General features: G+C 44.9%; 23 protein-coding genes. 10 read left to right on the top strand and 13 right to left on the bottom strand.

What is annotated here, in order from left to right; all coding sequences use genetic code 11:
• Positions 1-62 precede the first annotated feature (62 nt).
• On the bottom strand, positions 63-476 hold the full coding sequence (arfB, locus tag C1S73_RS25205) for an alternative ribosome rescue aminoacyl-tRNA hydrolase ArfB (RefSeq protein ID WP_038867424.1): 414 nt from the start codon (positions 474-476) through the stop codon (positions 63-65).
• Positions 477-552: 76 nt separating this feature from the next.
• On the opposite strand from arfB, the gene C1S73_RS25200 reads away from it, so the two are divergent.
• The gene (locus C1S73_RS25200) at positions 553-1,155 is read left to right on the top strand and encodes a beta-phosphoglucomutase family hydrolase (protein WP_038867426.1); all 603 of its coding nucleotides are present in this window, start codon (positions 553-555) and stop codon (positions 1,153-1,155) included.
• A gap of 92 nt (positions 1,156-1,247) precedes the next feature.
• On the opposite strand, the gene bamJ is transcribed toward C1S73_RS25200, so the two are convergent.
• Complete coding sequence (bamJ, locus tag C1S73_RS25195; RefSeq protein ID WP_038867429.1) at positions 1,248-1,721, bottom strand: BamJ family beta-barrel-assembly machinery protein; 474 nt, start codon at positions 1,719-1,721, stop codon at positions 1,248-1,250.
• Positions 1,722-1,735: 14 nt separating this feature from the next.
• On the bottom strand, positions 1,736-2,368 hold the full coding sequence (locus C1S73_RS25190) for a thiol:disulfide interchange protein DsbA/DsbL (RefSeq protein WP_038867431.1): 633 nt from the start codon (positions 2,366-2,368) through the stop codon (positions 1,736-1,738).
• 370 nt (positions 2,369-2,738) lie between these two features.
• Between C1S73_RS25190 and C1S73_RS25185 the strand changes: the two genes are divergently transcribed.
• Positions 2,739-3,365, top strand: a complete 627-nt coding sequence (locus C1S73_RS25185) for an OmpA family protein (RefSeq protein ID WP_038867433.1) — start codon at positions 2,739-2,741, stop codon at positions 3,363-3,365.
• A gap of 79 nt (positions 3,366-3,444) precedes the next feature.
• On the opposite strand, the gene C1S73_RS25180 is transcribed toward C1S73_RS25185, so the two are convergent.
• The 4 genes from C1S73_RS25180 to C1S73_RS25165 all read right to left on the bottom strand — a co-directional run bounded on the left by C1S73_RS25180 (position 3,445) and on the right by C1S73_RS25165 (position 5,290).
• Positions 3,445-3,804, bottom strand: coding sequence for a glutaredoxin family protein (locus C1S73_RS25180; RefSeq protein ID WP_038867434.1), 360 nt, complete (start codon positions 3,802-3,804; stop codon positions 3,445-3,447).
• 128 nt (positions 3,805-3,932) lie between these two features.
• The gene (locus C1S73_RS25175) at positions 3,933-4,475 is read right to left on the bottom strand and encodes a hypothetical protein (RefSeq protein WP_038867435.1); all 543 of its coding nucleotides are present in this window, start codon (positions 4,473-4,475) and stop codon (positions 3,933-3,935) included.
• Positions 4,462-5,007: a YaeQ family protein gene (locus tag C1S73_RS25170; protein WP_038867436.1), complete on the bottom strand. Its 546-nt coding sequence runs from the start codon at positions 5,005-5,007 to the stop codon at positions 4,462-4,464. The genes C1S73_RS25175 and C1S73_RS25170 overlap by 14 nt, the downstream gene beginning before the upstream one ends.
• Before the next feature lie 73 nt (positions 5,008-5,080).
• On the bottom strand, positions 5,081-5,290 hold the full coding sequence (locus C1S73_RS25165) for a cold-shock protein (RefSeq protein WP_005433440.1): 210 nt from the start codon (positions 5,288-5,290) through the stop codon (positions 5,081-5,083).
• A gap of 368 nt (positions 5,291-5,658) precedes the next feature.
• Between C1S73_RS25165 and C1S73_RS25160 the strand changes: the two genes are divergently transcribed.
• Positions 5,659-5,943, top strand: a complete 285-nt coding sequence (locus C1S73_RS25160) for an alternative ribosome-rescue factor A (RefSeq protein ID WP_038867438.1) — start codon at positions 5,659-5,661, stop codon at positions 5,941-5,943.
• On the opposite strand, the gene C1S73_RS25155 is transcribed toward C1S73_RS25160, so the two are convergent.
• The gene (locus C1S73_RS25155) at positions 5,915-7,078 is read right to left on the bottom strand and encodes a threonine/serine exporter family protein (protein WP_038867439.1); all 1,164 of its coding nucleotides are present in this window, start codon (positions 7,076-7,078) and stop codon (positions 5,915-5,917) included. The genes C1S73_RS25160 and C1S73_RS25155 overlap by 29 nt on opposite strands.
• Before the next feature lie 363 nt (positions 7,079-7,441).
• On the opposite strand from C1S73_RS25155, the gene C1S73_RS25150 reads away from it, so the two are divergent.
• The 7 genes from C1S73_RS25150 to C1S73_RS25120 all read left to right on the top strand — a co-directional run bounded on the left by C1S73_RS25150 (position 7,442) and on the right by C1S73_RS25120 (position 15,389).
• Positions 7,442-8,884: a transporter substrate-binding domain-containing diguanylate cyclase gene (locus tag C1S73_RS25150; protein ID WP_038867440.1), complete on the top strand. Its 1,443-nt coding sequence runs from the start codon at positions 7,442-7,444 to the stop codon at positions 8,882-8,884.
• Positions 8,885-9,000: 116 nt separating this feature from the next.
• Entirely contained in the window at positions 9,001-9,747 is a 747-nt protein-coding gene (locus tag C1S73_RS25145; RefSeq protein ID WP_038867441.1) for an outer membrane lipoprotein-sorting protein, read from the top strand.
• Between the two features lie 40 nt (positions 9,748-9,787).
• The gene (locus C1S73_RS25140; RefSeq protein ID WP_038867442.1) at positions 9,788-11,017 is read left to right on the top strand and encodes an ABC transporter permease; all 1,230 of its coding nucleotides are present in this window, start codon (positions 9,788-9,790) and stop codon (positions 11,015-11,017) included.
• A complete protein-coding gene (locus C1S73_RS25135) occupies positions 11,007-12,242 on the top strand; it encodes an ABC transporter permease (RefSeq protein ID WP_038867444.1) in 1,236 nt (411 codons plus the stop codon). Before C1S73_RS25140 ends, C1S73_RS25135 begins: the two co-directional genes overlap by 11 nt.
• Positions 12,242-12,955, top strand: coding sequence for an ABC transporter ATP-binding protein (locus C1S73_RS25130; RefSeq protein WP_009704729.1), 714 nt, complete (start codon positions 12,242-12,244; stop codon positions 12,953-12,955). The genes C1S73_RS25135 and C1S73_RS25130 overlap by 1 nt, the downstream gene beginning before the upstream one ends.
• The gene (locus C1S73_RS25125; protein ID WP_038867447.1) at positions 12,948-14,207 is read left to right on the top strand and encodes a hypothetical protein; all 1,260 of its coding nucleotides are present in this window, start codon (positions 12,948-12,950) and stop codon (positions 14,205-14,207) included. The genes C1S73_RS25130 and C1S73_RS25125 overlap by 8 nt, the downstream gene beginning before the upstream one ends.
• A 291-nt stretch (positions 14,208-14,498) precedes the next feature.
• Positions 14,499-15,389 (top strand): sigma-70 family RNA polymerase sigma factor, encoded by an 891-nt coding sequence (locus C1S73_RS25120; protein WP_038867449.1) that lies wholly within the window; start codon positions 14,499-14,501, stop codon positions 15,387-15,389.
• Positions 15,390-15,445: 56 nt separating this feature from the next.
• Here C1S73_RS25120 and C1S73_RS25115 read toward each other — a convergent pair whose 3' ends face one another.
• The 5 genes from C1S73_RS25115 to C1S73_RS25095 form a co-directional block, all read right to left on the bottom strand.
• Positions 15,446-15,802, bottom strand: a complete 357-nt coding sequence (locus C1S73_RS25115; RefSeq protein ID WP_038867489.1) for a hypothetical protein — start codon at positions 15,800-15,802, stop codon at positions 15,446-15,448.
• 107 nt (positions 15,803-15,909) lie between these two features.
• On the bottom strand, positions 15,910-18,048 hold the full coding sequence (locus C1S73_RS25110) for an ATP-binding cassette domain-containing protein (protein ID WP_038867451.1): 2,139 nt from the start codon (positions 18,046-18,048) through the stop codon (positions 15,910-15,912).
• On the bottom strand, positions 18,045-19,631 hold the full coding sequence (locus C1S73_RS25105) for an ATP-binding cassette domain-containing protein (RefSeq protein WP_038867454.1): 1,587 nt from the start codon (positions 19,629-19,631) through the stop codon (positions 18,045-18,047). The genes C1S73_RS25110 and C1S73_RS25105 overlap by 4 nt, the downstream gene beginning before the upstream one ends.
• Entirely contained in the window at positions 19,621-21,045 is a 1,425-nt protein-coding gene (locus tag C1S73_RS25100) for a TolC family protein (protein ID WP_038867457.1), read from the bottom strand. The genes C1S73_RS25105 and C1S73_RS25100 overlap by 11 nt, the downstream gene beginning before the upstream one ends.
• Complete coding sequence (locus tag C1S73_RS25095) at positions 21,020-23,251, bottom strand: ATP-binding response regulator (protein ID WP_038867458.1); 2,232 nt, start codon at positions 23,249-23,251, stop codon at positions 21,020-21,022. Before C1S73_RS25095 ends, C1S73_RS25100 begins: the two co-directional genes overlap by 26 nt.
• Position 23,252 lies beyond the last annotated feature (1 nt).

The following is a 23,252-nucleotide window of genomic DNA, read 5'->3' as shown; positions in this document are numbered from 1 at the left end:
TCCTGAATAGTTGACTAAAGTAAGGAGCCCAAAAAGGTTCCCAATGGTTAGCTCTGACGTTTTTAGTACAGCACTCTTTGGCGTTGCTGTTTTTTTGTCGCTTGCTTGTTTTTACTATCAAGTCTGCGACGTTGCGAAGCGCGTGTTGGTTTGGTTTTAATACGCTTCTTATCCGTCCGGCTAGCAGATTGGATTAACGCTTGTAATCGGTTTAATGCGTCTTCTTTGTTCTGCTCTTGCGTCCGAAATTGTTGTGCTTTGATGATGATCACTCCCTCTTTGGTGATCCGGCTATCTGACAACGCAAGTAACCGCTCTTTATAGAAATCCGGCAATGTGGAATGACGTACATCAAAGCGCAAATGTATCGCGGACGATACCTTATTAACGTTTTGCCCACCATTTCCTTGAGCGCGGATGGGGGATAATTGGATTTCCCAGTCTTGAATTGTGACGGAGTTCGAAATTTTGAGCATGTTTACTAAATGCCAATATGGTTTGTTGCAATGGCTGATAAATTACCACTAGAGATGTATAAATAGAAGAATTGACATGAACACGATAGATTTAAGCCCCTACAAAGGTCTGATTTTCGATATGGATGGCACATTGATTGATACCATGCCAGCGCACTTGGCCGCTTGGCAAGCAACAGCCGATCGATTTGACTTCCCATTTCATCAAGACTGGTTACACAGCTTAGGTGGAATGCCAAGCTTCAAAATTGTAGGTGAAGTGAACCGTGAGCATGGTTTGTCTCTCGATCCTGAAACTGTCTCTCGTTTCAAGATGGAAACCTTTGCAGAGATGGAACTGCATGGCGAAATCATTTCCTGCACCAATACGGTTCTTGACCAATACTTTGGCGAAAAGAAGATCGCGGTTGGGACTGGCAGTCAACGTGACAGTGCGCTGCGATTACTGACGAAAGCGGGTATCTTGAAGAAGCTAAACGCAGTCGTGACGGATACTGACGTAGAAAATCACAAACCTTTCCCAGACACTTTTCTGATGGCAGCAAAACAGCTTGGCTTAAACGCGAAAGAGTGTGTGGTATTTGAAGATACCGAGCTTGGCAAAAAAGCCGCTCATGCCGCGGACATGGATTGCGTCATGGTGGAAGGGGATAAACTAGTATTTTACCCGAAAGCTTAATACAGCTAATCACTTTCAGATTACTTGGGTATAACTTTATCGGATAGAAAAAACGCCGCGATTATCGCAGCGTTTTTTAGTTTATGGAGAGGTTATTGGATATCCAATAGCTCCACGTCGAAAATCAAGACGCTCGCTGGTGGGATTGGGCCTGAGCCACTTTTCCCGTAACCTAGTGTACTTGGCACGAACAGGCGGATTTTTTCGCCAACAACCATGTACTGTAAACCTTCTTGCCAACCCTTGATCACTTGGTTAAGACCAAATGAGATCGGCTCGCCACGATTTACTGAGCTATCGAATACCGTACCGTCGATAAGTGTACCGTGATAGTGTACTTTTACTTTGCTGTTCGCTGTTGGGTGGACTTCACCAGTGCCTTTTTCTAGTACTAAGTACTGTAGGCCACTTTCTGTTGCAATGACGCCTTCAGCTTTGCTGTTTTCTAGCAAGAACGCTTGGCCTTTTGCAAAGTTTTCATCTGCGACTTTATGGTTTGTCCAAGTGCGGTAAATAAAAAAGCCAGCTAGGATGAAAATGATAAGAGGAAACAGAAATTTAGACACAATTGCTCCTTGTCTTATTTTGGTTGTTTTAGCAGATAGTTGATGGTGTCAGCCATTGCTTCAACGGTTTCATGACCACCAGTGATCACTTGGTATTTGCCGTTTACGATAAAGGCAGGTACTGAGTTAATCTGACCACGAGTTGTGATTTCTTCTGCCTTTGCAATGAACTTAAACAGCTCAGCTTGTTGAGCTTCGTCCAATTGGTATGGGCTAATTAAATTACGAGATTCAAATACTTTCTCTACTGCTGCTTGACGCTCATCAGTCGTCGCTTCTGACCCCATTTGGACTGCTGCAAACAATTCTTCCATGAATGCTTTGTCTGGTGTGCCATCTAATTGCATAACCGCTGTGTAGAAGATGATGGCACTGATTTGCGCGCTTTCATTGAACGTCACATGCATTTTTTGCACTTTCTGTTCAGTGAGTGATTCGATTTGAGGAACAAAGGTTTCCATTGTACGGCAGTGACCACAGTTGAGAGAGAAGACTTCCGTCAGTGGGGCTAGGTCATATTCCGTCAATGATGTTGGCAGTACTTCGTATTGTTTACCTTGTTGTGGCTGAGAATTGCCGTTATCACAAGCCGCAAGTGCCGCTACTGCGGCAAAAAGGACAACGCCTTTAGAAATGGTTTTAAACATGGGTGACGCTCTAGATTGTAAAGTTATCGATAGTTTATCGGTTAACGTTATCAACGAAAACCATTAAAACGGCTTGTTACACTAAAGTGAGACAATCGAAGAAAGTTTAGTCAAAACATAGTTATGGCGCGTGGTTTGTTGCCCTAAATCGTGTTAGCGGATGTTAGCTCATAAAATTTGGTCGCAACTTAGTGATGTGCATATGATGGGATAGGCGGTTAAACCTTTGGGAACACCGATAAATTGTCGAGTAAAAGAAAATATTGGCACGATAGGTGCTTGGAAAATAGATTAGAAAAACGAAAGCACTAAAGTTTGGACATTTTGAGCCGACACAGTGAGCAGGAATTCATTCTACGTTGGTAACAGTATGAAGCATTGGTTTTTAGTTGCATGTGGTATGTTGGCCGGATGCACCAGCATGGATCCTAACATGGTCCCAGGGGGGAACATTCTTGATACCGCCCCTCGAACAAATTCAGAGCTAAGACATCCTGAGTGGGGTTACACACCTACTTCTTATGTTTCTGCACCGAGACAGGCTACACAAGCGACGAGCTCGATGGGAAAAAAGTCACAGGGCGTGATGTCACTGGAGATGTTTTTAAATAGACATCAAATCGCCCACGAAACCATCAGTGGCGAGCATCTTATGATTCGGTTGAAAGAGCAGGTTCATTTCCAAACTGGCTCAGCGAAGCTCTCTTCGCAATCTCAAGATTGGATTCGTAACCTAGGTCATTATTTATCAGGCAGAGCGGATGTCGATGTCGTGATTGATGGTCATGCGGACAGTACAGGTGCTGCAAGTTTCAACGACAGTTTGTCAGAAAAGCGAGCTCGTGAAGTAGAGAAGCAATTGTTGGCGACGAGTTTACCGCGCCAGCGCGTGTTTTCTCGTGGCTTTGGAGAATACGTTCCACAATGCAGCAACGCGACGTCAACTGGTAAAGCTTGTAACCGTCGAGTAGAACTAATGTTGATTGTGGATCAGTAAACAGAATAATGTTTTCGCATCAAAGAAAAGAGGCACCAATAGGTGCCTCTTCTACATCCGCCAATGTTCTTAGGGGGAACTAGGCAAATTCTTTTTCAATGTATGTCACGATGTCTGAAGATTCGTAAAGCCATTGTGTTTCGCCATCTTTTTCAATACGAAGACACGGTACTTTAACGCGACCGCCACCTTGCTCCAGTGCTTCACGATGTACTGAGTCATTTTTTGCGTCACGCAATTCGATGTTTACTGACTGGCGTTTCATCGCTCGACGAACTTTTACGCAAAAAGGACAGGCTTCAAATTGGTATAGCGCGTAATGTGTGGCTTTTTCGTCAACACTTTTTTGAGCTTCTTCGCTACGCTTAACGCCGCGAGGAGAGAATACAGCATTGAGAAGTAAAATGATTTTTCCCAAAATCCAACGGATAAACGTCATAATGATCCCTTGATGTTCAATGGATGAGTGTCCTTTACGAGCATGCAATGAGCTCAATAGTTAAGAAATCGTTGCATGTATGTAGGGCGTAGTCTAGCAGGTGTCGGGTTTTGACAAAACCATGTTTTTTATGAGGAAAAGAGTTGCCTTAACCAACCAAATAATCCATTCGATTTGGCTGGGGTTGCTTCTTTACCAAGGTAGAAGCTCTGCATTAAGTCGGTACGGAAAGCATCGAGATCCATACGTTTAATTACGAGTTCGTGCTGAAGGCTTTCTTGAGTTTGTTCTGCATGATCATGAGCAAGACTAAAATCCATGTTTAAGTAGCCTTGCGTATACAGCCATAGGTGAGTGATGAGTATTAAGTCTTCTGCGGACTGATTAGTAAACTTGTCTGCATGCTCATCGCCTAAGGTATCACTCAGCGCTTTCTGCATATGTTGAGAAGACGTGGAATGCTGCTCGTACAGTGCGCTGGCTTCAATATGAGACTTGGTCAAAAGTCCAAGTAAATGCAGGGCAGGCGCCGTTTCAGGCTTGTTTTCACATACTCTAATGAACAATGGGGCTTGTTCTTTGGTCCAACGTCGTCTCGCGGCTTTATGCTCGTTAACGAAAGGGATGTTTTTGAACCCCATTTCTTGGATCAGTTCATTAAGAGGCGTCATTACTTTGTAATTCCTTCACCGTCACTTCGACGTGTTGTTCGTTTATATCAACGAAAATTGAGGTGCCGGTAATCATAACAGAAAGGCTAGTGCCGCGGTCAAGGTGTTGTGAAATCAAGTCGATAGCGTCGTAATCCAAACTTGCCACATCAACAGGAAGCATGCCAAACTTGCCTGCCATCTTGTCCCACCAAACGGATGCTTTTGTGTTGTAGGTATACACTTTTACACGTTTTGCTAAGCGGGTTGCTTTCTTGATGCGGTCCGGTTCTGGCTCACCAATTTCGATCCAGTGCGTGATGCTCTGATCGTCTTCCACCCGCCACAAATCCGGTTCTTCAGTTGTTGAAAGACCTTTCGTGAACTCTAAATCATCTTTTGCATTAAGACAGAAAGCCAAAATACGCGCGAGCATGCGTTGTGGTTTCTCTGAAGGATGAAGGGCGATGGTTAGGTTCTTAGAGTCGTAGTGGTCGTTGTTCATATCGGAGATTGCGATACGAAACTTGTAAATTGTCGGTTTTAAAGCCATAAGGGGTATCAATAAATTAAGGGCAAAAAAATAGCCAGCTTAGAGCTGGCTACCATATCAAAATCTTAAAGGATTAAACTAGAGTGATTTTCTCAGCTTGTGGACCTTTTTGACCTTGAGTGATTTCGAATTCTACTTTCTGGCCTTCAACAAGAGTACGGAAGCCGTCACCTTGGATTGCAGAGAAGTGAGCGAAAACGTCAGGACCGTTTTCTTGTTGGATGAAGCCGAAGCCTTTAGTTTCGTTGAACCACTTAACTGTACCAGTAGCTTTGTTAGACATGTCTATTTCCTAAATATCTAATTTATGTAAATCTTCGCCTAATACGGCGCTTATAGCGTGGAAAAATAAATTGCTATTGCGTACCACAGGACGGGGGAATTACGAGTAATCCAACGAAATGTGAAAACAAAGAACTTTCTTTCTAGCCGTGAGAGAGTCTAGGTTAAATACAGGCAGAGTCAACATATATTGGTGCTTATAGGGCAAATATTTGTATTTAGTCACTTTTTAACCACTGTATTTTTGATGAAATTTCAAATAAATGACGTTGTTGTGAAGTTTTTGAAGAATAAAATGAATTTAATTCTACAAATTTGACTATTTTCGAAAATTATTGTCCAATCTGGTTCGACCATTGCGGAGGACTTATGGCAACGAAAAAACCGACTCCTCAGCTGAATGAATGTCATCAAGATACCGAATTCGGCCGAGGCGAAATCAAAGATAACGCACTAAAAGCAGTAGTAACCAGCCAACTATTCAAAACTCGAGTAGTAAAAGCAAAGAAAGGGAAAGGCAGTTTTAACAGAAAAGCGAAACATAGAGGCAAAGAGCCCTATTCAAAGTTTTCACTACAGTGGATTTTGAATAGGGCTTTTTTCATGGCTGAAGAATCGATGTTGGCTAGCGTTCAATTTTTGGCGAGTAGATAGAGTAAGCGGTGATTTGTCCAGCAACGATGGCCGAGAACATAAACAGGGCAGAAAGACCAATACTTGGTATTGGTAGAATTGATTGTTCAAACACAGATTGACTTGCGCTAACCAACACGCGACTGCCCGGAACCAAAATGATGATGCCTTGGACAATGTAAATGGACCCCGTTAACTCCATCTTTTTCGCTATCCATGTACCGTATAACGTGATCAACACGGTTGTTACCCATGTGCCTACCACCCAACCACTTTCAAATCCAAGGTAGAAAGGTCCCCACATCCCGAGCATAGCAACGGGTAAGCCCAGTAGAATATCGATCAGACGGGCATTAAAAATCACACCCAAACAAGCAGAGATTAAAAATAAGCCGCTGATGTGCATCCAAATCGGGATCTCGTTGGTATACGCGATGGACTGGGCTTGCCCCCAAATCGCCTCGCCAATATTGAGACCCATAGTGATGCCGACAAACAGTTTGATCAATGTGAGTGCACATTGTCCGAGTAAACTCGTTCCGGAAACCAAATCATTAAATGCTAAACATTCAAGTGAGTTGGCGATAGATAGTCCCGGTACAAATAAGACAATAGTCGCGATGCACAATGCCCAAACGGGTATAGGTAAACCTGTGCTGGAAAGATAGGCAACGATGATGCCTGTAAATAGGGCGGCGATGAACTCGACGGCTATTGCTCGTCGAGCCCGACAGACCTGCTGACAGCCCCACACCATAAAACCGAGTAAAAATGCAAAACCAACCGCTTCTAATGTGCTACCAACTAACATTAAATACGCTGGCGGTATGCCCATGTTCGCAAGCGCAATGACCCAAGGCGGATAGCCCGCAGGTTCAGGAACAGGGTCGCTACTCGGTTGGTTGATCCGAATAATGGTGTTCGCTAACAAGCTTAGATTAATAGAGGCAGGTTTTAGGCGCTTAAGAACCACAGCGTTGTTGTCATCGGGAAATTGATAGTTGATCGCAGTCGGTGTCGCTTGGATCATCACATCGACGCCATGCTTTTGAGCATAGTGTTGAGTGTACTTCTCTACCTTGTATGGTGCGCAACCACTGCGGTGCAATGTATCGCCAATTTCGACGATTTTGTTAATTCTATATTGAGAAGGCATAGCGAAAGCGAAAAATTCGGGTCACAAAAAAAATTGCGCGTAAGTTAACAAAAACCACAGTTATCGAGCGAATAATCATTACATTTTTTATGTTTTTTTGTGGGCTATGTCAGGTGTTTTCGCTGCTGCATAAAAATTCTAAGCAAACGTTTGAGTTCTACCATACTATTCTCGATATAAAATTCATCATAAGGGCTTATCAATTGGCAGTAACGAATAGTTAAAAAGTATCATTTTTGAGAAAATATGTATTAATTTAGATTCATATCAATAAGGTGTTCTACCAGTTTGATAAGTCTCTGCTATATCTTAGGTTCGATTGAAGTCTTAGACGAGATGAACCTAAGGTTGGCGAAAGTTTGTATGTACCTCATACGTTATAGTTCTTATGGTTGGAAAAGCACAAAGCTGCTCTTTTTAACGCTGGTGATGACGGTGTTGTACAGTGCTGCTTGTTATAGCCATGATTCGCAGCAAGATACACTTGTTGTCGCCAATTCTAAAGCGTGGAAACCTTTTTCTTACCTAACGCCAGATGGTGAACCTCAAGGCATTCTTATCGACTTTTGGAAAGAATTTGCAGCTCGAAATCATCTACACGTAGAATTTCTACTCTTAGACTGGGAAGCATCTTTACAAGCTGTGAAAGAGGGCAAGGCTGATATTCATGCCGGGTTGATTTATTCACGAGAGAGGGATACCTATTTAGACTTTGGCTCGGTGATCATGCCAATTGATACCCAACTGTATATCAACAAGGACATACTGGGCCTTGAAATCAATGCGGTGCTTAAGGGCGACTCGGCAATGGAAGTGGGCATCGTAAAAGGTGGCTACGAAGAGTTCTTTGTACGGCAAAGATACCCGAAAGCAACACTCACCCTTTATGCAAATAATGATGCGATGCTGCGTGCCGCGGCAGAGAAGAAAATTTTCCTATTCGTAGCTGATATGCAAGTCACTAATTTTTACATGGCAACCGTGCCGGAGGGCCTGACATTCGTTCCTGCGTTGCATCTTTATAGTAAAGACTTAAGAATTGCAGCAGGTGTTGGCAGCCCTATGTCCATTGCAAAAATTTCACATGCCTTTGAACGAGTGCTAGAAACGGATAAAGATCGCATCTTAAGCCGCTGGATACATGTGAAAACCGTATACCCCACTTACCTTGTCCCCGTTGCCGTTTTTGCTCTTATCATCGCTGCAATGTTTCATATCTTTTCATTAAAACGAACTGTCGAGCTACGGACTCGGCAGTTAACGCTCGCCAACCAACAATTATTCGAGTTGACCCTGACTGATCCTTTGACAAAGCTCTACAACCGCCGTCATTTGATAGAGCAACTTTCTACGCTGAGCGCCATTCGCAGCAACTTGACTGTGATGGTGTTTGATATCGATGACTTTAAGTCGATTAACGACCAGTTTGGTCACCTAGTTGGGGACAAAGCGATCGTCGCGGTTGCGAATACCGCTCAATCCGTTATTGATGAGCGCATGACGCTTGCTCGTATTGGTGGTGAAGAATTCGCTTTGGTGACAGCAGCACTCTCCGCGGAAGAAGCAGAAGTGCTTGCTAGGGAAATTTGTGCTCGGATAAACGATTTTCCCATATTGCTAGATGGAAAAACTATGCACGTTAGTGTCAGCCTAGGATGCGCTTTCTATCCAACATTCGATGCAAAATTAAGTTTACAAGACGCAGATCAACTTATGTATTGCGGTAAGGCCAATGGTAAGAACCGCGCTGTTTTTCAGATCATTAATAGAACTAACGTTGAGCCGTTACTTCGTAAGGTTCAGTAAAACTTTGAACCACCTCTCGCTACCCCCTCCATCTTGCTTGCTATACTGATTTGAACCTACTGTTTTCATTGTTATTTTTTTAGTAAATCATTGTTTTTCTAACATTGAGGTATGTCATGTATAAAGCCTTATTATCTCTACTGTGTGTTACTGCTTCATGTTCTTTGCATGCTGAAAGTGCCTCCGACATTGTTAAAAAGTCAGATCAAGCAATGCGAGGCGACTCGAGCTACAGCGAATCAACAATGGAGATTGTTCGGCCTGATTGGACACGTTCAATGACAATGAAAAGTTGGACTAAAGGAACGGATTTATCGCTCGTATTAGTGACAGCACCGGCCAAGGACAAAGGAAGTGCCTCGTTGAAACGCCAGCGCGAAATGTGGAATTGGGTGCCGAGTATTGAACGCGTCATCAAAATTGCGCCATCTATGTTGAGCCAGTCGTGGATGGGCTCAGACTTCACCAACGATGACTTGATCAACCAGTCTTCCGTTGTGGTCGATTATCAGCATCAATTGAAAGGCGAGGATACATTTGATGGCGACAAGGTTTGGGTGATAGATGCGGTTGCTAAGCCCGATGCTCCCGTGGTTTGGAGCAAAGTAACGTTGTGGATTTCCAAATCGACCTATCTGCAGCGCAAAGTGGAATTCTACGATGAGTTTGATGAGAGAGTGAACGTGATGACGACTTATGATGTGAAAGAGCTCGGCGGGAGAAAATTGGCGACCAGAATGGAAATGCAGCCGCTTGATAAGCCAGAAAACAAAACCGTACTCATTACTCACCAAGCGCAGTTTGATTTTGATATCGATGACAGTTTTTTCTCTCAGCAGCAAATGAAGTCTTTACGTGATTAGACTCATTTGATGGTTAAGATCCTTGTGAGGATATAGACAAATGTTGGTGAAACTGGCGTGGCGAAACTTATGGCGACAAAAACGCAGAACGTTATTGACTGCTTCTGCATTGGCTTTGGTTTTGTTCCTTTCTCTCATTACTCGTGCTTTCCAAGAGGGCAGTTATAGCGCCAATATTAAAAACGCGGCCAAATTCTACACAGGGCTCATTCAGTTACAGAACCCAAAGTTTAGTGATTCCTCAAGTATTGATGATGTATTGCCGCAAACCAGCACCTTCATTTCAGCGGCGAAAAGCAATCCTAATATTGATGTGGTATTGCCTCGGGTAGAGTCTTTTGCTTTAGCCGCAAAAGACGAACGTTCAAAAGGCGTGATGGTACTAGGCGTTGAGCCTGAAGCTGAAGACCGGTACTCCAATATCAGCGACAAGTTGATTGAGGGAAGCTACATCCAATCAAGGCAAAAATCAGTGCTAGTTGGTGGTGGTTTGGCGAATTATTTGCAACTCAAGGTTGGCGATGAACTGGTGCTATATGGTGCCGGTTATCGAGGACAGACCGCGGCAGGTTTGTATCAAATTTCGGGCATTCTTCATTTTCCTTTGCAGCAGCTTGATTCTCAGTTGGTGTACATGCCGCTCGATACTGCGCAAAACCTGTATTCATTGGATGGCCAAGTCACCGCATGGTTTTTGAATACTGAGAGTCTAAGAGACTTACCTGATACCGTTGAACAACTTAAAGCCGAGTATGGCAAAAATGTCGCCGTGAAGGATTGGAAAGAGTTGTCGCCAGAAATGGCACAGCAAATCGCCTTAGATAAAGCGGGCGGTATTTTCTTGATTTACATTCTCTACGGTATTGTTGGTTTTGGCTTGTTCGCGACAATCTTGATGACGACATTGGAACGCCAGCGCGAGTTCGCCGTCATGCTGGCAACCGGAATGTTGCGCTCCAAGCTCGTCCTTCTGCTCACGATAGAGTCTCTGTTTATGTCCGTCATTGGCATCATTATTGGGCTTATCGTGAGTGCCCCTGTGTTGGGGTATTTCTACTTTAATCCAATCGAAATTACCGGCGATGCTGCCAAGCTCATGCGCGAAAGTGGTTTTGAACCTATTGTGCCCGTTTCGCTCGCCCCATACTTACTGCTCAATCAAATCGCCGTCGTGCTGTTCATTCTTTTGTTATGTCTGCTTTACCCAATGGCTCGCATGTTTCGAATGCCCATTGCGGCAGGGCTAAAAGGAGGTGCTCATGCTGGTTAAGTTGGCTTGGCGTAACTTGTGGCGCAACAAGTTGAGAACCTTAATTATGCTCGGAGCCATGGTATTTGGCCTGATGGGCGTGGTTGCCATGATGGGGTTCATGAATGGCTTGGTCGATAGCATGATCAAGAACGCCATCTCTTGGCAAACCAGTCATTTGCAGATCCAGCAAAAGTCCTACTTGGTTAATCCTGAGCTAAAAGATGTGATTCCCGATGCGGATAAGATAAGCAAAGTGTTGGCCAGTAACCGAGAAGTGAAAGCCATCTCTGAGCGATTTCTAGCAGATGGCATGATAGCGTCGGCGCGCAGTACACGTGGTATTCGCATCAACGGCGTTAATATCGAGCAAGAGCAAAACATCACGCCACTCTCGAAACATATTGTCGACGGGGAGTGGCTGAGTGAAGAAGGCAGAAATTCGATTTTGGTTTCGAGCAAGATAGCCGAACGATTGAAGCTACGCGTTGGCTCCAAAGTCGTACTCACTTTGTCTGATGTGAACGGGGAGGTCGCAGGCGCGGCATTTCGTGTTCGAGGTATATTCAAAACACCATCGACAGGATTTGATGACGGGAATGTTTACGTCCGAAAAGCGGATCTTGAAAAGGTAGCGGGGCTGAGTGGCACGCACGAAATCGCGATACTCCTTACTTCTAATAACTACACTGAGCTCAAGCAGTTACTGGCGTTCACTCACTCTATTTTGCCGCCGGAAAGTAAAGACTTGCTCAGTGTGAGACCTTGGCAGGAGATCCAACCTTTGCTCTCAACCATGATGAGCACGATGGATATTTCTAACCAAGTGATGCTGGTGGTGTTTGTGCTGGCGATGACCCTTGGCATCATCAATATTATGCTGATGTCGGTGTTTGAACGCACGCGAGAGTTCGGTGTGTTAATGGCTGTCGGGATGCAAAAACACAAGATACGCTTGTTGATCGTTTTCGAAACCTTGTTCCTCGGATTAAGCGGTTGTGCGCTTGGGTTACTCGGGAGTGCAATTATGCTTAAGGTACTAAGTGTTACCGGATTGTCGCTGGCTGGTATGGCGGAAGGGCTAGGGGCTTATGGCGTGGATACCTTGCTTTATCCACGGGTATCAATAGCGGAATATCAAATGATCATTATCGCGATTTTTGTTGCCAGCCTTATCGCAGCCCTGTATCCCGCACGACAAATTTTGAAGCATCGACCTGTGGATGCCATGGCGGAGAAAAGCTAATGACCATCAAACTAGAAAACCTAACTAAGATTTACAACGCCGATGGTGATTACCCTGTGCACGCAGTGCAGTCGGTAGACTTAGAGATTAAGCAGGGTGAATTTGTTGCGATCATGGGACCATCCGGTTCGGGTAAAACGACGTTGCTGAACATGATTGGCGGTATTGATGCCCCAAGCTCTGGCAAGGTGGAAATCGACGGTTGCATGATTTCATCGATGTCAGAAAAAGAACTGATTGCCTATCGGCGCGATAATATAGGCTTCATCTTCCAAGACTACAGTTTGTTACCTGTGTTAACCGCGCTAGAGAATGTGGAATTCGTCATGCAGCTGCAAGGCAAAACCGAGCGAGAGTGTCGTGAACGTGCGACGTCTTTACTTGAACAAGTGGGATTGGCGGAACAGATGAATAAGGTGCCTGGTAAAATGTCTGGTGGGCAGCAACAACGTGTTGCGGTTGCTCGTGCTTTAGCGCCGAAGCCTCGTTTTGTCATGGCGGACGAACCTACTGCCAATCTAGACGCCAAAAGCACCGCGGAGCTGCTCGACATTATGGAGCAACTTAGCGAACAAGAGGGAACGACGTTTATCTTCTCGACCCACGATCCGCGAGTGATAAAACGTGCTCACCGAATTATCGTGTTTGAAGACGGTCGTTTGGCGCGTGATTTCAGCAATATTGATAATCGCGCAGAGAGGTCGCATGCATAGAGCTGTTTCCCATTTGTCTGCGACTTGCACTAAAGCTATCCGATTGAATACTTACTTGCCCAGAACAAAAGTAAATGCAGTGTTTATTAAGGCGTTAAGTCTTTCATTGCTTAGTTTTCAGGCTGGTCCTGCCTTGTCTGCTGTTCCCGGGTTAGAGCCTCAAAAGTCATGGGATTTGGATGGTTACATCAAATACATGGCAACCTACAGTATTCCTGATGGCACTGATAATACGTTCGATAACTTGATACACAATCGACTTAACTTTGAATACCGTTTTTCCTCTAGCTGGCGTGTGAATGTTGGGCTACGAAATCGAGCACTTTGGGGCGATTCTACCGACTTTCCTGGCTATGCCGATTTGGTCGCGTTGGATTCTGGTTACATGGATTTAAGCAAAAACTGGCATGAAGATGATGTGGTCATTAACAGTCAGCTTGATCGTCTATATCTCACTTGGCAGCAAGATGACTGGGGAGCGCAACTAGGGCGCTTTCGTATCAATTGGTCGATGAATACGATATGGAGTCCAAACGATATCTACAATGCGTATTCGATTTACGATTTTGACTATGAAGAGCGGGCAGGCACGGATGCGGTCATGCTGAGCAGAAAGCTGAGCTTTGCCGACGGCGTAGATTTGGTGTTTTCACCAGCTCGTCAGTCAGGGCAAGACAGTGCCTCACTGCGTTATTTCGCCAATCAATCGGGATGGGATTATCAGTTTATTGCAGGGCGAGCTCGGATGGATTACTTACTCGGTGCTGGTTTTGCAACGGATGTGTTTGATGCGGGTTTTCGTGGAGAGCTCACGTGGTTTGATCCCATTGATCCAGAATTTGAGGGTGAACCGACCAGAAAAACCACAGTTGCCAGTATTGAATCGGATTACAGCTTTGGCGGCAAACGCAGCTGGATGGGGCGTGCGGCGTGGTTATTTATCTCTGAGCCGCAAGATGCATCAAGCGCATTGGCGTATTTGAACCTTCCTCTCGATGCAAAAACGTTGAGCTTTACACGAAATACATGGTATGCCGAAGTGAGCTTTGACTTAACGCCTTTAAACCGCGTCACGCTCTCAACCAGTTACTACGACGATCATTCCTATTTCCTTGGGATATCGAGTAACTACTCTCTCGCTAATGACTGGCAGTTGCTCACGGTAGTCCAAAACTTTAACGGTAGCAGTGGCAGTTTGTTTGGCGAAGTACCTGCGACTTTGTTGTTTGCTAATATTAAATACAGTTTTTAAATATATGTTTTAAAAGTGAATTTATTTAACTGTTAGTAAGTGAAACTCTTCTATCAACTCTGATGTAAATACGATACTGAATGCTGCTCCATAAATACCAGCCCGCTCACGTTTTGACAGTTGAGTGCAGGGTTGATATGAAATTAAATGCAATTTCTTGGTAAAGCTAAAAAGCCTTGTCTACACTCAACGTAAAACGAATGTTATTCGTTGGGTGGCATATTAATTGAGCCACGGAGGAAAGTAGCCAAAGAGTTACACAAATAAAGTTGGCTTGATAAGGACGGGGAAATGAACAACGAGTGTTTTGCTAGGTCCCGAGGTGTCACGGATGAGATGCCAATGAAAGAAACGCTTTCTGCAGGTAAAGATCCTTACGCGCATTATCTAAAAGACATCGTGGGGATTGATTTACTCTCTCGAGAAGATGAACTGCATTACGCCAAGCTTAATCGTGCGGGTGATAAAGAAGCGCGCGAGGTCATGATTGAGTCTAACTTACGTTTGGTGGTGAAAATTGCAAAAAGCTACTTAAAACGTACTGGTAACAATTTCACGTTGCTTGACCTAATTGAAGAGGGCAACATCGGCTTGATCAAAGCCATCGATAAGTTTGATCCAGAACCAGGCTTCCGCTTTTCGACCTATGCTGTTTGGTGGATTCGCGAAAATATCGAAGCGGCATTGATGAATAATGGCCGTACGGTTCGACTCCCTGTTCATGTTTGCAAAGAGATAAACAGCTTAGCATCCAAAAAACACGACGCGAGTAAAAGCATGAGTAAAGACATCTCCATTGCAGAGCTATCTAACTGTTCTGGGGTTAAAGTCGAGCGAGTTGATGAGTTGGTTGCTTTGAGTGGCTTTATTGATGTTTCTACCACGGTTGATTTGCAACATGCGCCATTCGTTCTTGACCATTGTGAAAGTAAATATACGCCAGACCCTGAGCAAGACTGTGAAGATGAGTGTTTTACTCAAGCGTTAGAGCACGTGGTCAATACATTGCCGATAAAGTTACAACAAGTCTTAATCCATCGTTTCGGTTTGTTTGAACACAGCGTTAAGACTCTTTCTGAAGTGGGTGGTTTGCTAAATATCTCGAACGAACGAGTGCGCCAAATGCAAATAGAAGCGGTTGAGCGTATTCAGAAGCGTTTGAAATTTGATGGGTGGGTGTAGTGAGATTGCTAATCTCAGAAGAACGGTACGTAGGCCAGCGAGTTAGCTGGCTTTTTTCATTGTTCAGTGGACAGCAACAGCAGTTGTAATTGCGTTTTAGCGGTTTGTTCTCGAGTCCATACACTTAATACTCTTTTAAGGGCTGCTCGATAAACTCTATTTTTAAGCAAAAAAGCCAAGGTGGCTGTGTCTTTGCTCATGACATGACTTTGGGTTTCAACGAGCTGCGCTTTGTTTTCAATTTCAATACGTTGAAGATTGAAATCAGGCAAGAAAGCACTTTCATACCAAACGTCAATAATCTCTCGGATCTCGAGTTCCTCCTCCGGAATATCACAATCCTGAAAATCATGGCTGTCTGGAATCGCTGATAAATAAACGGCATCGAGTTTGTCAGCAACGAATGTGTACATTTCATCCCTTATCATACGTCTTGTTCATGCGAATCATCTCTTTGGTCTATATGTTTGTCAATTGCATTCATTAAGTAATGCTGGATTTGTGAATAAGCGCCACAGTCTTAACTTAAGCTGTTTAAGTATTTGTCTGTTAAGCCAAAATACTTCAAGTTCCCATCCGGCTCCAACACTAAACTCATATTTGATGTGGCAATTAATCCAGGATCATTAGTGGAGAAAATCACTGTTTTGTTAAGCAGTTTGTCGGTGAACAAACGGTTGAAGTATTGAGCGTTCTCTTGCTCGGCACCGTTAAAGGGTTCGTCAATGATGATCAGCGATTGTTCGCAACTTCCAAGCCCCAGCGCGAGGCGCAATTTCTGTTGAATACCGTTAGGTAAATTCTTGCATTTATCTACGCTTAGCTGAGTGTTCAATCCTTCTGGCAACCACGCATCGAGTTCGAAAAAGCTCACCATCTCTTGCATCTTTTCTTTAGGGATGAGTCCATTATGCAAGATGAAGTTAGTCTCCAGAGAGCCTTCAAAAATATGCAAATTAAACGGGATGTAGTTAATCGAGGTTCGATAGCGATAACTGTTGAACTGTTTGATGTTGTAGCCGTCTACCGACACTGCGCCTTGGTATCTATCTTCTAAACCCGCAAGAATGGAAATTAGCGTGGTTTTACCGCAACCTGTTGGCCCACAAATCACCACCTTCGCGCCTGGGGCAATTTTAAACCCGAGATTGGTTAAGCCCGTTGCTGCGCCAGTGTAGCGATGACTTACACCGCTGCCGACAATGCTGCCTTGGAAGAGGCGAATAGGGGGGCTTTTCTCCAACGTTAGCTTGTCGTCATTCATCGCCATAAGGTTGTTAATTTGCGCAGAAGACGCCTTAATGGATTGGAATTTGGATATGGAGTTGTAGATACCCATTATCGGACCTAACGCCTTCCAGACTAAAATTACGGTTGCAAGCATGGCGCCGGCATCAGATGTGCCATCCATCACGCCGATAACCGCGGTCACGATACTTGCGGTACCTATCACTTGAATCAAGCTACCACCTGCGGCTTGAACCTTGCTGTTGGTTACCGCAACGTTTTCTGCATCGTTGGTGCTTTGCATGTGTGAAGCGCTGAAGCGAGATTGAATAACGCGCAGCAGTGGCAAGCCTTGGATGGTTTTGATGCCGCGAAGAATCTCATTCCATTGGTAAGAAACCATGGCGTTGGCGCGAGAGCTCTTCGACGTGGCTTGTGAGTAGATGTAACGAGAATAAACACAGAACACCAACATCAGAATCAAACCCGCCATGACGACCAACGCAGCGGTTCCTGACATGATGGCAATCGCGACAATGAACACGATAACAAACGGCATATCGAAGTAGCTCAAGGTCGACTCTGCCGTTACCAATCGGCGGAATGTGTCGATGTCTTTTAAACGCGCCAACTGAGAGGACACACCGGCGGTGGATGTCATCGCATACGGGAGCCATAGCAGCTTGGATATAACCGCTTGAGAAATGTGCACCGCCAAATCCTTACCTGACGTGGCAATGATGTTGACCCGCATTTTCTTAAAAAAGTATTCCGAGAATCCAACAATCACGGCAAACAACGTGAGCCAATAGAGCGTGGCTTGCGAGCTAGACGTCAAGGCGAAGTTGTACACACTCATGATAAAGAAGGGTTGGAGCGCGCCCAAGATACTGATGACAAAGCTAAGAATAATCAGGCTTTTGAGTTCATTGTTGTAGCGATAAAACGCGTATTTAATCCAGTTACTGCGGTCTTGAGATTCTGGTGGTGGCTCTCGGAATAAGCGGGAGTATTCGCTGATCGAGACCAACAAACATGGCTTTTTGCAGAGCGGGTATTCAATGGTGTTGTTATTGGTGTAATCAAACAGGATCAGTTTGCCGTCTTTGGTGCCCAAGAAAATCGCTGTTAGGTTTTCTATCTCGATAAAACAAGGATGAGGGTGCCCCTCGATGTGTTCCAATGTTTTTAATTTGGTGACGTCACAACGGTAACCAAGGCGTTCAATCGTGGCAATAAAACTGTCGCTGTCTTTTGGCTTAGGGATAAAAGCGTCGCTGAGGATAGAAGGTGTGCCTTCCCATTCAAGTGCAATGAGGGTGTAAGCTAAACCACGAATCAAAGGCGACTGATTGTATCGCTCGTCATAACTGCGAGCCTCAAAGTCCAACAAGCGCTGAGGGACATTATTAAAATCAACCAAAATACTCATTGGTCACCTCCGGTAAGTTTGACGCGTTTGAGGCGATGATTGAGTTTGTCCATCTTATTGCTGACGATGATGAGGATTTTGTCGTTGGCACGATAGGCGGTACTGGTCAAAACCAATCGAGCAAAGTCGTCATCATAAACACAGTCGATGTCGTCGAAGATCAACACACGTTTGTTCGCGAGTAAGGCACGTACTAACAACAAGGCATAAGCGACTTGGCGTGAGAATGGGTTGCGTAAATGTCCTTTAAGCTCGGTGTAAAAACCCGCGGGAAGGGCATCGATTTGTGCTTTGATGTTCATGGTTTCGCAAAGCGCAAATGCGGTGTTGTTTAAGCTCGGGCGGAAACAAGTCAGGTTGTCGATGATGGTCCCTTCGACGAACGAACTGGTTTTGTCGACCATGAGCACGCTATTACGCCAGACGTTGTAGTTGACGTCATCCAGTCGTGTCTCGTTGATTTGGATATCGAGCTTGCTGTCGGTGTTTTGCCGCGTAATGCAATTGGCGAGGTGGGTTTTGCCTGCGCCGCTTTTCCCCGTTAGCAAGTAAGCCTGACCACGCTCAAACTCGATGCGTTGCTTTTCCGAATACTTCACCGAGATGCGCTCGACTTCTGTCGTGTCATTTTGTTGTTCTACAGATGCCGCAAGCTCAAGCAACTCGGCGATTCGTTGAATATGAAGTTTGTTCAACTCCCAGCGGCTCACCGTGCGCATCACTTGCTGGTATGGGGCGAAGTAGCGGTTGGTAAGCATGATGATGGCTGCCATGATGCCTTGGCTCGATTGCATGTTGATAACTGCCGTTGCCAAAACTACCACCACACAAGCAATGGAGAGCTGTTGTATGAGCGACAAGATAAGGCTGAAGTTTGATTCGATTTGCTCGTATTTGATGTTCTCGACTTCACGCTCTTTCACCATTTGTGTCATCAAGCTCTCAACGCGATATTCCATATTGCGCGCTTTGATATCGAGTGGGCTAGAGATGATCTCGATGATTTTAGAGGTAGTTAAGCCTTCGATGTCGGATTTGTTTTCTAGGCTGTTGATTTTTTGCTTGGAAAGACTGAGTGCGAACATCGCCAAAACGATGGAGGCGAGCAAGATAGTCACCCCTGCCCAGATGTTGATCAGACCGATAATCAGAATGGTCAGTATGCTGACGGCAAGGTTGATCAGTGCCCGTACAGATTCTCCGCCAAAGAAGGATTTAATCTCTGGAATGGTGGCAATACGCTCTAAGTATTCACCGGGTTCTAGGCGACGAAACTTCGATATCTCAGCCAAACAGATGGATTGAAACACCTTGTTGGTTAAGTTGGTTTCGAATTGCTTCATGATCACAGACGAAATCTTCTCTTCCTGATTCTTTAAGTGATAGTCGAGGAAGATGGTGATCAAGATAATGGCAAACAGAAGAAACAGCGTGTCTTTGGCTTGGTTAGGTAAAACTCGGTCAAAAATAATCAGTATCGAAAAGGGCAGTACTAAGCCAAACAGCGTCGAGATGACCGTCGAGAAAGTCAGGTAACACTTGTCTGCAAAGTTAATCTTTTGGGAAAAATGCTCAGTTTGCATTGCGACCTCCTTTCTTAATCGATGGTTTGGAGAGAAGGTGTTTTGGAACTAAGTCTTGATTGCTTCTGCCTTCGATATCGCTCATCAATTGCATGATGCTTTCGATGGATTGCACCGACAGCATGCCTTTGATTTGCTCAAGATTGATTGATTCAATGATGTAGTCATAGCGCGCGCTCTCGTAATCACGTAGCGCGCTAAACAGTTTACTTTCCGCGGCCAGTAAGTCGGTAATGGTTCGCGTACCAAGTTGGTAAGCGCGTTGAATGCCTTTGTACGAGGCGTAGTTTGCACGGATGATGTTCTCGTAACTGCTAATGGCGCGGGAGAAGTCATTAATGTTGAGCACAGAGGTGTTAACGCTATTGCGAGTCGTGAACAACGAATCTTGGTACAGTAGCTCCGTTCGCTCAATAGCAGTCGACGATTTTTGATAACCGTAGTAATCCGAACCGCCGGAGAAAATCGGCACATTCAAGTTCAAACCGACGCTGGTGGAGTTACTGTCTCCTGTTGCGGTTGGGTCGGTTCGGTCATAGTTGTTTGCATCGTCGTAACGGTAACTGGCAGAGAGCGATACGGTAGGCACAAAGTTTGAACCGCTTTCTTTCAAGCCTCTTCGGCTGCGTTCTACGGTTTTCTTCGCGACTAATAAGTCGTTATTGAGCTTCAAAGCTTGTTCAAGAATCGCGCGTTGTTCGGATTCGCTGATTTCCGCCAAGGGCACGCTTTCGTAGATGTCCTGCGATGGGGTGACTGGGTATTGAACTTGAATCTCTAAACCGTTCAAAATCACACGTCGGTCTTTTTCTAAGGTTCTTAAGCGGTTGGCAATGCCTTCTTTCTGAGCAATCACCTCATACAACTCGCTCGCCGCAGTGTTGCCAAGCTCCACGTTGCGGCGCATTTGGCGTTCACGCGTTTCAGACGATTTAAGCTCGACTTTGGTGGCTTTGATTTGCGCGTTGTTTTTCAGGTACTCGAAATATTGCGTCGCGATTTCAGAAATGGTGCCCTGGATTTTGTTCTCGTGCTTGATTTCTTCAATGTTGAAATCCAGCTTTGCGGTGCCGTATTTGAAGATGTCGCCAAGGTTAAACACCGATTGGGACAAAGACACGCTGTAGCTGTTTGAATTATAGCTTGAACGCGTATCCGGTGTTCCCGTTAATATGGTCTCGTTTTCATTCCATGTGGTATCAGCAGCACCGTTTAAAGAGGGCAGGAACTTAGAGCGGCTAATGTCGATGTTGTATTCGTTTTCTTCCACGCCTTTGTCACTAGCGCGCAGAGATAAATTGTTTTCCAAGCCGAGTTTGACCGCCTCAAGCAAGGTGGTCGCCATTGCCGAAGGAGCATTGCTCAATGTAAGCGCTGCCAATACGCAGCTAGTTAAGTTTCTGTACCGCCACATACTTGTTGATCACCTTGATGATTTCGTCGTTTTTATAAGGTTTGCTGATCACGTAATCCATTCCAGCTTCGATACAAGCTTGGTGTTCATTACTGCTGGTCAATGCTGTCGCACCTATAATGGTGCAAGGGTTCTGTCCGCTTTCTTGTTCGTATTGTCGAATGCGTTTGGTTGCTTCAATACCGCCCATGCCCGGCATGATGCAGTCCATAAAAATGATATCCGAGCGCTGATTCATGAAGTGCTGAACAGCGTCTGCGCCATCGCCAACGGTATCGGCTTCGTATTCTTGCTTGCTCAAAATACGTTTGAGTAGAATCTGTTGAACACGGTCATCCTCAACAATCAGGAATGAGCTGTTCTCCATCTGATCTTCTGAGGCTTCCGCTTCCATGATTGCTAACAGATTGGGGATGAACTCATACGGAATTGCAGGCGAGTTCAGAATCTTGTCGACAAAGGTATGGCTCTCTTGCGCTTGCTGAGTGCTAGTGACCGAAAGCAGCAACTTCGTGTTCGGGTGATTGCGCAGTTGCGATTTCACCGTTTTGCTCAGTGAGGGCAGTTTGTTTGGCTCGAACGTGTCGGTCAGCATAATGGCATCGTATTCGCCAAAGGTTTTTGCAGCAGAGAAGAGCTCGTTCGGGGTGCGAATTGGTGTGATCTCTAATCCTAAGTTGACCAACATTTTGTTCATTACATCAATGCGCAGCTGAGAGTTGGCACATAGCAACAAACGTTTATTGTCGAAGCGAGTTTTCTCGGTGTGGAAGCTTTTGGCTTTCAAATCGAGCTGAATTTGAAAACGTTCCTGATTGCCCGATTGATACCAATGGCTCTCGTAATAGCCATAATCTTTCAACACGCTTTTCGCCAGATCGTCTTTGGTTGCAGTGTGCTGTTTATGGTCGCTCCAGTGTAGGGTATTGAGCTTGGCAAGCGGCACATCCAGTGTGGTTAAGAAGTTTAGATTGATGGTTAAGCGGGTGTTTTCGATGTCTGACGCTGCGCCCGATTCAATGGTGACAAACAGTTTTTTGTCGGCTTTGAGTTGGATGGCATTCGATAGCTGTAGGAACAACACCCAGAATAAGCTGGTGGATTGCCCTTCAACACGGTTTGGCAAGTTATCCGAGATAAAACAGTCTAGCTCACCTTCATTTCGCTGCACTTTGGAACTGATGTGAATCATCAATTCAGACAACACATTAAGCAGTGAAAACTCTTTCGATTTGCTCTCGGTCCCTTGTGAAATGAGTCGGTTGTAGTTCTCTGCCAATTCAGACAGGGTATTGGCAGCCGAGGTTATATCTTGCGCCATCAACACGCCGCTCTCATCGGTCTCTTGAACGAGATATTGCACGCCGCCGTTAATGGTGTTGGTGATGCCACGAATCTCGTAACCAATCAGAGCATAGAGCTGCTTGTAGAGATCGTTATTGCGTTTTTGCTCTTCGAGTTTGCTGAAAATCAGTTTTAAGTGAGAGTAGATCTGACGCTGCTTCGGATTGATGCTCACTTCATTCAGCAACTCTTCCAACCTTTGTAAATCCAGTTGTTTGAGCTCTTGATAAAGCCCATCGAATTCTTGGTCAATGTCGCGCTCATTCGAATTGGATTTTTTCAGTTTTAGGATTGCCACCAAATTCGATAGGACGGCGATACCAATCAACACAACAACGACCATAAGCAACCAAATAAAGAACTCGTTTTTCTCCATCATTAGGTCGCTCGCATGGTTGTTAAACATAGTGCGATAGTTGTCGTCCATTTGTAGGTAGTTGTTGGTGAGCGAGAGATACAGTGCCAACACATCGTCACGTGTTTTTGAGCTGTCCGAGAAGCGATTAATCGCCAGTTCAAGCTGCGTATATTCGGTCGCGCCCACCAAGCTAAACTCGGTTTTGTTGAGTGATGCGAGAGACTTAAACTGATCAATTTCATTTTTCAGAACCTTAAAATCAAGCTCTGTTGTACTGCAATAACGTGCCGATAAACAGCGTTGAAGCGTTTGGATATCCAGCTCGATGGTTTGGTTGAGTTGTTGAGCTTGAACCAATAGAGGCGCGTTTTGCACTTGCTCCACTGAATCCACTTTTTCCCAAGACAAATACAAATAAAAGGCGAGGGCAGCCAGCACCAAGCTGAAAGCAATGCTTAGGCGCATAACAGGAACGGAAATATTGTAGGAAGGCTTGTTACTCATC

This window comes from Vibrio jasicida 090810c (assembly GCF_002887615.1).
GTDB lineage: Bacteria > Pseudomonadota > Gammaproteobacteria > Enterobacterales > Vibrionaceae > Vibrio > Vibrio jasicida.
The sequence above is the reverse complement of the archived record's forward strand: the minus strand, read 5'-3'. Positions and strand labels throughout refer to the sequence as shown.